Origin of the sequence: Klebsiella sp. LY, assembly GCF_004010915.1 — a bacterium.
GTDB classification, from domain to species: domain Bacteria; phylum Pseudomonadota; class Gammaproteobacteria; order Enterobacterales; family Enterobacteriaceae; genus Klebsiella; species Klebsiella quasipneumoniae.
In genome coordinates this window covers 265252-276543 of record NZ_CP022444.1, presented here as the reverse complement: position 1 = coordinate 276543, position 11292 = coordinate 265252, and the positions used below count along the sequence as shown (strand labels likewise).

12 protein-coding genes are annotated in these 11292 nt (G+C 54.8%); 6 read left to right on the top strand and 6 right to left on the bottom strand.

The genetic code is table 11. The features are described from left to right. Positions 1 to 9: 9 nt before the first annotated feature. Positions 10 to 246 carry a DUF1656 domain-containing protein gene (locus CE636_RS04110; protein ID WP_004202868.1) on the bottom strand — a complete coding sequence of 79 codons (237 nt, stop codon included), beginning with the start codon at positions 244 to 246 and terminating at the stop codon, positions 10 to 12. A 172-nt stretch (positions 247 to 418) separates the two neighbouring features. On the opposite strand from CE636_RS04110, the gene slyA reads away from it, so the two are divergent. Beyond that, the gene (slyA, locus tag CE636_RS04105; RefSeq protein ID WP_017901090.1) at positions 419 to 859 is read left to right on the top strand and encodes a transcriptional regulator SlyA; all 441 of its coding nucleotides are present in this window, start codon (positions 419 to 421) and stop codon (positions 857 to 859) included. A gap of 34 nt (positions 860 to 893) precedes the next feature. Here the strand turns inward: slyA and CE636_RS04100 are convergent, their stop codons facing one another. Together CE636_RS04100 and slyB are read right to left on the bottom strand one after the other, a co-directional pair. Continuing rightward, positions 894 to 2255 carry a GGDEF domain-containing protein gene (locus CE636_RS04100; RefSeq protein ID WP_017901089.1) on the bottom strand — a complete coding sequence of 454 codons (1362 nt, stop codon included), beginning with the start codon at positions 2253 to 2255 and terminating at the stop codon, positions 894 to 896. Positions 2256 to 2478: 223 nt separating this feature from the next. Next, positions 2479 to 2946, bottom strand: coding sequence for an outer membrane lipoprotein SlyB (gene slyB / locus CE636_RS04095; RefSeq protein ID WP_002907749.1), 468 nt, complete (start codon positions 2944 to 2946; stop codon positions 2479 to 2481). 268 nt (positions 2947 to 3214) lie between these two features. Here slyB and anmK point away from each other — a divergent pair, with 268 nt between their 5' ends. From anmK to pdxY, 5 genes are all read left to right on the top strand, one after another. Then, positions 3215 to 4339: an anhydro-N-acetylmuramic acid kinase gene (gene anmK / locus CE636_RS04090; RefSeq protein WP_017901088.1), complete on the top strand. Its 1125-nt coding sequence runs from the start codon at positions 3215 to 3217 to the stop codon at positions 4337 to 4339. A gap of 92 nt (positions 4340 to 4431) precedes the next feature. Continuing rightward, positions 4432 to 4755 carry a C-type lysozyme inhibitor gene (mliC, locus tag CE636_RS04085; RefSeq protein ID WP_004202862.1) on the top strand — a complete coding sequence of 108 codons (324 nt, stop codon included), beginning with the start codon at positions 4432 to 4434 and terminating at the stop codon, positions 4753 to 4755. Positions 4756 to 4812: 57 nt separating this feature from the next. Continuing rightward, the gene (gene pdxH / locus CE636_RS04080; protein ID WP_004202860.1) at positions 4813 to 5469 is read left to right on the top strand and encodes a pyridoxamine 5'-phosphate oxidase; all 657 of its coding nucleotides are present in this window, start codon (positions 4813 to 4815) and stop codon (positions 5467 to 5469) included. Between the two features lie 124 nt (positions 5470 to 5593). Next, positions 5594 to 6868 (top strand): tyrosine--tRNA ligase, encoded by a 1275-nt coding sequence (gene tyrS, locus CE636_RS04075; RefSeq protein WP_004175868.1) that lies wholly within the window; start codon positions 5594 to 5596, stop codon positions 6866 to 6868. Positions 6869 to 6929: 61 nt separating this feature from the next. Beyond that, the gene (gene pdxY, locus CE636_RS04070) at positions 6930 to 7790 is read left to right on the top strand and encodes a pyridoxal kinase PdxY (RefSeq protein WP_004202858.1); all 861 of its coding nucleotides are present in this window, start codon (positions 6930 to 6932) and stop codon (positions 7788 to 7790) included. A 42-nt stretch (positions 7791 to 7832) separates the two neighbouring features. Here the strand turns inward: pdxY and gstA are convergent, their stop codons facing one another. The 3 genes from gstA to nth all read right to left on the bottom strand — a co-directional run bounded on the left by gstA (position 7833) and on the right by nth (position 11292). Further along, complete coding sequence (gstA, locus tag CE636_RS04065) at positions 7833 to 8438, bottom strand: glutathione transferase GstA (protein WP_004202856.1); 606 nt, start codon at positions 8436 to 8438, stop codon at positions 7833 to 7835. A 110-nt stretch (positions 8439 to 8548) separates the two neighbouring features. After that, on the bottom strand, positions 8549 to 10054 hold the full coding sequence (gene dtpA / locus CE636_RS04060; RefSeq protein ID WP_004202855.1) for a dipeptide/tripeptide permease DtpA: 1506 nt from the start codon (positions 10052 to 10054) through the stop codon (positions 8549 to 8551). Positions 10055 to 10656: 602 nt separating this feature from the next. Beyond that, positions 10657 to 11292 carry an endonuclease III gene (gene nth, locus CE636_RS04050; protein WP_004202854.1) on the bottom strand — a complete coding sequence of 212 codons (636 nt, stop codon included), beginning with the start codon at positions 11290 to 11292 and terminating at the stop codon, positions 10657 to 10659.

The following is an 11292-nucleotide window of genomic DNA, read 5'->3' as shown; positions in this document are numbered from 1 at the left end:
GCAGGAAGATCACCAGGCAATCAGTAACACCAGGGCCAGACAGACCGAGAGCGCGAACAGGGAGAGATCCATCAGCAGTGGATGCCAGATGTCGCCCGCATACATCCAGTCACGCAGCTGGCGATGTAAAAACAGCCAGATAAAGAAGCCCAGCAGGACGGCTTTGAACAACGGAGGGAAATAGACGGATGCGCCGAACACAAGGTCCTGCAGCGGCAATCCGGATGAATTAAGACTCAGTTTCACAAGCAAAAATCCTTTGCCATAACAGGGATAACCTCAGGACGTGCTACTCTTTAACAGTGTAAATCATTGTTTTGGTTTTTGTTGAATCAAGTAATTCATTTGTTTTGATTATTCAAATGCTGCACACTATTCTAAAATCAGTATAATAACTTAGCAAGCTAATTATAAGGAGATGAAATTGGAATCGCCACTTGGTTCTGATCTGGCACGTTTAGTTCGCGTCTGGCGCGCGCTAATCGACCATCGCCTGAAACCTCTGGAGTTAACGCAGACCCACTGGGTTACGCTGCATAACATCCACCAGCTGCCGCCTGAGCAGTCGCAGATCCAGCTGGCGAAAGCCATCGGTATTGAACAACCGTCCCTGGTGCGCACGCTCGATCAGCTGGAGGAGAAAGGGCTTATTTCTCGCCAGACCTGCGCAAGCGATCGGCGAGCCAAACGCATCAAGCTGACGGAAAAAGCCGAACCGCTGATCAACGAGATGGAAGAGGTGATAGGCAAAACCCGCGATGAAATCCTCGCAGGGGTCTCGAAGCAGGAAGTGGAAACGTTGCTTCACTTAATTCGTAAACTTGAACAAAATATCCTCGATCTCCAGGCAAAAGATTAATCGTTTTGCGGCCCGGTTTATCCCGGGCCTTTTTTTACCTGCCCTGGCGTCGCCAGATTACCACCCGGTTACGTCCGCTGTTTTTTGCTTCATACATGGCTTCGTCCGCGCGCTGGACGCACTCTTCGGCTGTCACACTGCCGTCATGGGTCGTATACACGCCCATGCTGATGGTCATCCGCTCTGGCAGAGGGGTTTGCTCGGCGCTGACCGCCAGGCGGATGCGCTCGGCGATCGCCTGCGCCTCGTCCTCTGCGGCGTTGACCAGCAGCAGGGCAAACTCCTCACCGCCAATGCGGGCGGCCGCGTCATCCTTACGCGAATGGCTGTCCAGCACCGAGGCGGCAAACTGGATCACCTTGTCGCCGGCGATGTGGCCATAGTTATCGTTGATGCGTTTAAAATGGTCGAGGTCGCAGATGATCACCGACAGCGGATGCTGGGCCTTCACCTTTGCCAGCTGCTGGTTGAGGGTATCGTAGAAGAAGCTGCGGTTGTAAAGCCGGGTCAGCGGGTCGCGTATCGAATTCTGGTATGAGTTGACATACTTGTGGTTAGACTCGCGATAGAGGATAAAGACGTCTACCAGCAGCACCAGGATCAGGAACAGGGTGCACAGCGTTTCAAAAAAACGCGCCTGATACCAGGCCTGATCGAGCTCCCCAACGGCAGAGAGCAGCTGGAAAATGGTGAACAAATATGCGCTGCAAAAAAAAGCGCCGCTGTACCAGAAAATATTGCGAAGTTTGCTAAACCAAATTATTAAAATCAGCGCGATAAACCAGACTGCCATCAGCAGCCAGCCAATAATACTTCGCCACAGCGGCGTAAAAGTATGGCTCAGATCGTCAATAAACCTAATGCTCAACCATGGCGAGTGGCTGGAGAAGATCCATGACAAAAAAATTATCATTAACGTAAAAACAATACATGCCGCGAAAGTCATTACATGGGCTTTAAAGGAGTGCATGATCCGTCGGCGAAAATAATACAAAATAATTGACGACGTGAATAAGACGGCCATCATTATATTGCGAAAGAAATAATATATCACAGCGTCATTTTGTTTCACCACCGGCGCGGGATTACAGCTGAGCCAGTCCGGATAGCTACTGAGGGTGCCCAGCATCAGTAACGCCGAACAGGCAAAACCGAAAGCGACAGGCGTCAGATACAGGCGACGCTTGCTGCTCCAGTATTTCATGCCCATAAAACAGGCAATAGTGATATGAAAAACCATCAGAAAACTGGTCAGCAGGGGAAATAGTATTGATGAGGTGCTGTTGAATCTGGTCTCAAAAGAGCTGGTTAACCCGGTAATGCCGACTCCGGCCAGCAAACAAATAAAAAAATAAATGATAAGACGTCTAACAACATGATTCACATGTTTGTTCATAGGCAATATTCCAGAATAATAACAACAGCAACGAGGTTGGGTTGGCTTAATAATATTAACGGTTATAAGAGTAGTGGGGGCTGTGGGCAAAGATATTGCGCAGGCGCAATGATTGATGAAATATTAAAATTAATATGTGTTATCGCTAATACAAAACTTTTACGGCGAGATAAATGTGGGTGATAAGTACGATGCGGCGCAACTGGCCGCATCGTGACAGGTGTTAGCGAGGAGAGACGGTGACCTGGCTGCCGCTGCCGGCAATGGCTACGCGCTGTCCAACAGAGAACGGGGTGCTGCCCTGTTTCTGTACCACCATGATGGTGTTGCCATCATCTTTACGAATTTCCAGTTCCACGCCCTGGGTTTTATTCATGGCGCCCTGTACGCCCTGACCGGCTACGCCGCCCGCGACCGCGCCAGCCGCAGTGGCCAGAGAACGTCCGGTGCCGCCGCCGATGGTATTCCCGAGGAAGCCGCCCAGAACCGCGCCGCCAATCGCCCCGATGGCATTGCTGTCGTCGCCGCTCTGGATCTGTACGGCGCGGGTATGCACGATGGTACCGTATGTCACGCTCTGCACCTGTTTGGCTTCAGATGCGGAATAAACGTCGCCGGACAGGCCGCTGCTGCTCACACAGCCCGCGAGCGTAAAACCAATCATCGATACAGCCAAAACACGTAAAATCATTTATGAATCTCCTGTTCACCGAAGGTGTTCAATTGAACGTCCATGCGGTTAATTATATGGCATTTAGTCGTCGGCGGGCATAGCTTCCCCCCGGGATATACAAAAAATAATAATTAATGGTGCTTCAACCTAAACTAAACGCCGGTTCTTTACGATGTTCTCCGAAATGTCTCTCTATTGTTAAAAAGTATTATTACAACATAGCATTAGCGGACACTTTATGATGGAGTGAGACGCATACGAGGGTCATGGAATGAAGGAAAAACGTATGAGATCGGGTCGCTTTATTGGCGTTATGTCGGGTACCAGCCTTGATGGTATCGATGTCGTTTTAGCCGCTATCAACGAAAACATGGTGGCGCAGCAGGCCAGTCTCACCTGGCCCATCCCACACGCGATAAAAGAAGAGATCCTGGCGATTTGTCAGGGCCAGTCGCTGACCCTCTCGCAGCTGGGGCGTTTGGATACCCGCCTCGGAAGGCTGTTTGCCGAGGCCGTGCTGGCGCTGATGCGTCAGGAAAGTCTCAAACCCGCGGACGTCATCGCCATCGGCTGTCATGGGCAGACTGTATGGCACGAGCCGCAGGGCGATGCCCCGCACACGCTGCAAATTGGCGACAACAACCAGATCGCCGCCCATACCGGCGTCACTGTGGTGGGGGATTTCCGTCGGCGTGATATGGCGCTTGGCGGGCAGGGGGCGCCGCTGGTGCCGGCTTTTCATCATGCGCTGCTGGCGCACCCCGTTGAGCGGCGGATGGTGCTGAATATTGGCGGGATCGCTAATGTGTCGCTTCTGGTGCCGGGCCAGCCGGTGCGCGGCTATGATACCGGGCCGGGCAATATGTTGCTGGACGCCTGGATCTGGCGTAAGCAAGGTAAACCTTACGATAAAGACGCCCAATGGGCCAGTGAAGGCAAAGTGCTCCTGCCGCTACTGCAGGATATGCTGAGCGATCCGTGGTTTGCCTTGCCGGCGCCGAAAAGCACCGGTCGGGAATATTTCAATTACGGCTGGCTGGAGCAGCATCTGGCTCGTTACCCGGGGCTGCGCGGACAGGATGTGCAGGCAACCCTCGCGGAATTAACCGCCGTGACCATCAGTGAGCAGGTATTGTTAAGCGGCGGCTGCGAGCGTTTGTTAGTGTGCGGCGGCGGCGCGCGTAACCCATTGTTAATGGCGCGCCTGGCGGCCCTGCTGCCGGGAACCGAAGTCTCCACCACCGATGAAGCGGGGATCAGCGGCGATGATATGGAAGCGCTGGCCTTTGCCTGGCTGGCCTGGCGCACCATCGCTGGCCTGCCGGGGAATCTGCCCTCTGTGACTGGCGCCAGCGAAGCCACGGTGCTGGGCGCCATTTTCCCTGCTAACCCGCCGCAGAATCGGAGTTAACTGAAATCTTAAATACGACGCGACCGGTAAACTGGACATGTTAAGCGGAGGGCGGAGTGCCCTCCGTGACCGGGAAAGTCGAAGGCAAACGAATGAAAAAAATTCTTATCGCAGTTGTACCTTTTATGCTGGCGGGCTGTAGCTACTACAACCAGTTTGTCGAGCGGATGCAGACGGACACGCTGGAGTATCAATGCGACCAGAAACCGTTGACGGTCCATCGCAATAACTCACGCCAGCAGGTGAGTTTTATTTATGACAATCAGCAGCTGAATCTGTCAGAGGGGCTGTCGGCTTCCGGAGCGCGCTACACCGACGGCGTCTATGTCTTCTGGTCGAAAGGCGATACCGCCACCGTCTATAAGCGCGACCGCATCGTTCTCGATAACTGCCAGCTGCAGACCGCCAAACGTTGAGATTTCTGTCCGGGGGGCGCACAATAACGCCACCTTATGACTATATCCTCAATGGCCATGTCTGATAACGACGAACTCCAGCAAATCGCGCACTTGCGCCGTGAATACACCCGTGGCGGTTTGCGTCGCCACGATCTTCCAGCTGAACCTCTGCCGCTGTTTGAGCGCTGGCTGCGTCAGGCCTGCGACGCGAAACTCGCCGACCCGACGGCCATGGTGGTTGCCACCGTTGATGAAAGCGGCCAACCTTATCAGCGTATTGTGCTGCTAAAGCATTACGACGAAAAAGGGCTGGTGTTTTATACCAACCTTGGCAGCCGTAAAGCCCATCAGATTGAAAATAACCCGCAGGTCAGTCTGCTGTTTCCGTGGCATATGCTGGAGCGCCAGGTGATGGTGATCGGCAAAGCGGAACGCCTGTCCACGCTGGAGGTGGTCAAATATTTCCACAGTCGCCCGCGCGACAGCCAGATCGGCGCCTGGGTCTCGAAGCAGTCGAGTCGGATCTCTGCTCGGGGTATCCTGGAGAGCAAATTCCTCGAGCTGAAGCAGAAATTCCAGCAGGGTGAAGTACCGCTGCCGAGTTTCTGGGGCGGATTCCGCGTCAGCATTGAGCAGATGGAGTTCTGGCAGGGGGGCGAACATCGCCTGCACGATCGCTTTTTATACCAGCGCGATAACGGCGCCTGGAAAATAGACCGCCTGGCACCGTAATTGCCGAAATTAGTTATCGAAGCGCTGGCGCTGAAAGGGCCGGCGCTTTATTCTATGTACTTTTCGCATCTGGCGAAAAGTCGTGTACCGGCAGAGGTGCAGTCGTTTATACATGGAGAATTTGATGGCAAGCAGTAACTTGATTAAACAATTGCAAGAGCGGGGGCTGGTAGCCCAGGTGACGGACGAGGAAGCGTTAGCAGAGCGACTGGCGCAAGGCCCGATCGCGCTCTATTGCGGCTTCGATCCTACCGCTGACAGCTTGCATTTGGGGCATCTTGTTCCATTGTTATGCCTGAAACGCTTCCAGCAGGCAGGTCATAAACCTGTGGCGCTGGTGGGCGGCGCTACCGGTCTGATTGGCGACCCAAGCTTTAAAGCCGCTGAGCGTAAGCTGAATACCGAGGATACCGTGCAGGAGTGGGTGGATAAAATCCGCAAACAGGTAGCCCCGTTCCTTGATTTTGACTGCGGCGACAACTCGGCGATCGCGGCGAACAACTATGACTGGTTTGGCAGCATGAACGTGCTGACCTTCCTCCGCGATATCGGTAAACACTTCTCTGTTAACCAGATGATCAATAAAGAAGCGGTGAAGCAGCGCCTGAATCGTGACGATCAGGGCATCTCCTTTACCGAGTTCTCCTACAATCTGCTGCAGGGTTACGACTTCGCCTGTCTGAACAAACTGCATGGCGTGGCGCTGCAGATTGGCGGCTCCGACCAGTGGGGCAACATTACCTCCGGTATCGATCTGACCCGTCGTCTGCACCAGAACCAGGTGTTTGGCCTCACCGTGCCGCTGATTACCAAAGCGGACGGCACCAAGTTCGGTAAAACCGAGGGCGGCGCCGTGTGGCTGGATCCGAAAAAGACCAGTCCGTATAAATTCTATCAGTTCTGGATCAACACCGCGGATGCTGACGTCTATCGCTTCCTCAAGTTCTTCACCTTCATGGACATTGCAGAGATCAATGCCCTGGAAGAAGAAGATAAAAACAGCGGTAAAGCGCCGCGCGCCCAGTACGTGCTGGCAGAGCAGGTGACGCGTCTGGTGCATGGCGAAGAGGGTCTGGAAGCGGCGAAACGCATTACCGAGAGCCTGTTCAACGGCAACCTGAGCGACCTCAGCGAAGCTGACTTCGAACAGCTGGCTCAGGACGGCGTGCCGATGATCGAGATGGAAAAAGGCGCCGATCTGCTGCAGGCGCTGGTGGATTCCGAGCTGCAGCCGTCCCGCGGCCAGGCGCGTAAAACCGTCGCCTCTAACGCGGTGACCATCAACGGTGAAAAACAGGCCGATCCGGAATATGTTTTTGCTGACAGCGATCGCCTGTTTGGCCGCTACACCTTGCTGCGCCGCGGTAAGAAGAATTACTGCCTGGTCTGCTGGAAATAAAAAAATACTACCAGGGCGTGGGAAACCACGCCCTTTTTCTTTTTAGGGTTGTGGTAAGAAAATGAAGAACATCCTCGCCATTCAGTCTCACGTAGTGTTTGGCCACGCCGGCAACAGTGCCGCCGAGTTCCCGATGCGCCGCCTGGGTGCCAATGTCTGGCCCCTCAATACCGTACAGTTCTCTAACCATACGCAGTACGGCAAATGGACCGGCTGTGTGATGCCGCCTTCGCACCTGACGGAGATCGTCCAGGGCATCGCCGACATTGACAAGCTGCAGACCTGCGATGCGGTACTGAGCGGCTATCTCGGATCTGCTGAACAGGGCGAGCATATCCTGGGCATCGTGCGTCAGGTAAAAGCGGCCAATCCGGAGGCGAAGTATTTTTGTGACCCGGTGATGGGCCATCCGGAAAAGGGCTGCATCGTCGCCCCGGGCGTGGCGGAATTCCACGTGCGCTACGCGCTGCCGGCCAGCGATATCATTGCGCCTAATCTGGTGGAGCTGGAGATCCTCTGCGGTCATCCGGTCGCCAGCGTGAGCGAGGCGGTGGCCGCCGCGCGGGAGCTGATTGTCCAGGGGCCGGAGGTAGTGCTGGTTAAGCATCTTTCCCGCGCCGGCATGAGCATGGACCGCTTTGAGATGCTGCTGGTGACCGCAGAGGAAGCCTGGCATATCAGCCGGCCGCTGGTGGATTTTGGCCTGCGTCAGCCGGTGGGCGTTGGTGATGTGACCAGCGGTCTGCTGTTGGTGAAACTGCTGCAGGGCGCCAGCCTGCGCGACGCGCTTGAGCACGTCACCGCCGCGGTGTACGAGATCATGTTGACCACCAAAAACATGCAGGAGTATGAACTGCAGGTGGTGGCGGCGCAGGATCGTATTGCCGTGCCGGAGCACTGCTTCAGCGCTACCCGGCTGTAACTTTCTGACTCTGCCCGGCAGACCGCCGGGCAGAGTCTGGTCTTACTTTAAGCCTTCCGCCGCCAGTGCGTCAGCCACTGCCGGACGCGCCGCCACCTGCGCCATCCAGCTGCCGATATGACCGCAGGCGGCCATATCCAGTTTAATCGCATAGCCCCAGCGCAGCACCGTGAACAGATAACCATCGGCGATGGTGAAGCGATGGCCGGTCAGCCACTGTTTATCCGCCAGCGAGGCATCGACGTACTGCAGTTTCTTCTCGAGCAACGCGCGGGCAACGGGCTTATAGTCTTCCGGGGTGTCCGGGCGGAACAGCGGCGTAAAGCCTTTATGCAGTTCGGTAGCCACGTAGTTCAGCCATTCCAGGGTCTGGTAACGGGCAACGGAGCCCACGGGCGCCAGCAGATGGCGGTCCGGCACCTGATCGGCGATGTACTGCATAATAGCCACGCCCTCGGTGAGCAGGATGTCATCATCCAGCAGCAGCGCCGGCACCTGACCTTTCGGGTTGATCAGCAGATAATCTTCCCCGTTTTCCAGCTGTTTCCTTGCCAGATCCACGCTCTGCAAAGTGAAATCCAGGCCGCTTTCGCGCAGGGCGATGTGTGAGGCGAGGGAACAGGCGCCGGGTTTGTAGAACAGTTTCATGCGTTACTCCTCGTGGCTGCAGTTTTCTGTATGTTAGTCCCGCCAGGGGTAAAAAAAAAGCCGCTAACCTAACGTTAGCGGCTTAAAAATAATTGGTTTTCCCTGCGGCGTCAGGCTGCCGCGGTTTCGCGTGCTTTTACGTCCGCGCTGTCGTCCTGAGTCATTCGGTTCAGCTTCGGCGCGGTCAGCAGCATCAGGGCGGCGATGACCGCGGTGACGATACCGATCTGCAGGAACACATGACCGTACACTTCCAGCGACACCAGCGGATCGGTGACGTTTTCCGGTACCGCCATCAGGTTGGCGATTTTCCCGGCGATGATTGCCGCACCGGCGGTGGTGAGGAACCAGCTGCCCATAATGAAGCCCATCAGACGCTGAGGAACCAGCTGAGCGACCATCGCCAGGCCGAGGCCGGAGATCATCAGCTCACCGATAGACTGCAGCGCATAGCTCAGGATCAGCCAGTTAACCGAGACGATACCAGCGTCGCTGGCGAACTTCGCCCCTAAAGGCAGGACGAGGAACGCGCCGGAGCACAGCACCATACCGATAGCGAACTTGTGCGGCATCGGCAGGCGATCGCCCATCTTGTTATAGATGGCGGCCAGAATAGGGCTACCAATCATGATCCAGAACGGGTTCAGCGCCTGATACTGTTCCGGCTCGAAGGCGATGCCGAGGATCGAGTGCTCCACGTTGCGGATAGCGAAGAAGTTCAGAGAGGTCGGCATCTGGCTGTACAGTACGAAGAAGACGATCGCTTCTACCATCAGCAGGAAGGCGACGATCATTTTCCGACGCGCGGCACCTTTCAGGCCCATCGCTTCTTTGGCGAAAATCACCACGATACCCAGCGCGATGACGCCCAGCGCCATGCGTGCGATACCCTGGTTGTGCAGCAGCCAGGTCGCGATAGCGACCAGCACCACCACGCCAGCGATGGTCGCCAGCAGTTTACCCATATGCACCGGGGCAAAGTCCGGTTTCGAACCGTACTGTTTCACCCATTTCTGGCAGAAGGCGAAGTTGATGATAGTGATCACCATCCCCACCACGCTCAGGGCGAAGGCGACGCTCCAGCCGAAACGCGCGGCCAGCCACGGAGTTGCCAGCATCGAGAAGAACGAACCGATATTGATGGACATGTAGTACATGGTAAATGCACCGTCCAGACGCGGGTCGTTTTTGTCATAGCAGGTAGAGAGCAGGGAAGACGGGTTGGCTTTAAACAGGCCGTTACCGACGGCGATTGTCGCCATACCCATATAGACGATAGCGGCGTCATGGCCAGACCAGGCGACCAGCGCATAGCCGATGGCCAACACGATAGCGCCCAGCATAATGACGCGTTTGGTACCCAGCACTTTATCGCCCAGCCAGCCGCCAATGGCGACCAGGCCATAAACCAGCGCGCTAAAGGAGGAGAACAGAGTAATGGAATCCGCTTCCGACATACCCAGCTGTTTTACCAGGTAAACGGCCATGATCCCTTGCAGGCCGTAGTAACCAAAACGCTCCCACAACTCGATCGAGAAAATGAGATAGAACGCGCGTGGTTGTTTGAAAGCGTTCAGACTCACGCTTTCTGCTGGTTTATTGTTTGCAGTAGACACATATACCTCTTTTTTTACATCCCATATTTACTGGGGGGTGTTCGGGGCGCAATCTCGTTGGACCGCCGCCTTTATAGTTATTCTTGGAGGGAAAACGGCAGGTAATGTTCACTATCCTGGCGCATCAGGCAAGGCTTTTGTAATAATCTGTTACACATAATAAGGGTGGCATAATGCTCCGGACATATGAATGTTATCCAGAGTTAAATTTCACCGTTACGTTATCGTTGATATTTTTATCTTTTTGATTGCCCGCTTTTCGCCAAAACGGCGATATATTCTGCTGATCGCGCAGTGAGGTAGTGATATGGTCCATTATCCTAAAAATTCATGGGCTATTATCCTGGCAATCTTTGCTCAGCCGTTGTATTACCTGACTTTAATTTCCATTTTCATAACATTCGTTCAACATTGAGTTGCGAGCATGATCTGGATCACAAATGTATAGAAATTTTGCGTTGATAAAAAATGAATGAGCTAGTTGTTTGTTATATAACCGGATAATTGCCCAGCAAAATGCGGTTTATGCGGTGTTAACGGCGGGTTAAATAGCTAAATACGGACCATAACCCAGAGTGAGGCTATGGTCGTGAGAAAGGCGCTCAGGCGTAGACTTTTTCTTTGAATTCGCAAAGGTCTTCAATCAGGCAAGAGCCGCAGCGCGGCTTGCGAGCGATACAGGTGTAACGGCCGTGCAGAATAAGCCAGTGATGGCAGTCGACCTTAAACTCGGCGGGAACGACTTTCAGAAGCTTCTCTTCAACCTGTTCGACGTTTTTCCCGGGAGCGAATTGCGTCCGGTTGCAAACACGGAAGATATGGGTATCCACGGCGATCGTCGGCCAGCCAAAGGCGGTATTCAGCACCACGTTGGCGGTTTTGCGGCCCACGCCGGGCAATGCCTCCAGCGCCGCTCTGTCCTCTGGTACCTCGCCGTTGTGCTGCTCCAGCAGGATCCGGCAGGTTTTGATGACGTTTTCCGCTTTGCTGTTAAACAGGCCGATGGTCTTGATATAGGATTTCACGCCCTCCACCCCCAGCGCCAGCATCGCCGCGGGCGTATTGGCCACCGGGTAGAGTTTGGCTGTCGCTTTATTGACGCTCACGTCGGTTGCCTGCGCCGAGAGCAGGACGGCAATCAGCAGCTCAAACGGCGAGCTGAAGTGCAGCTCGGTGGTGGGGTGGGGATCGTTGTCCCGCAGCCTGGTCAGGATCGCCAGGCGTTTGGCTTTGTTCAT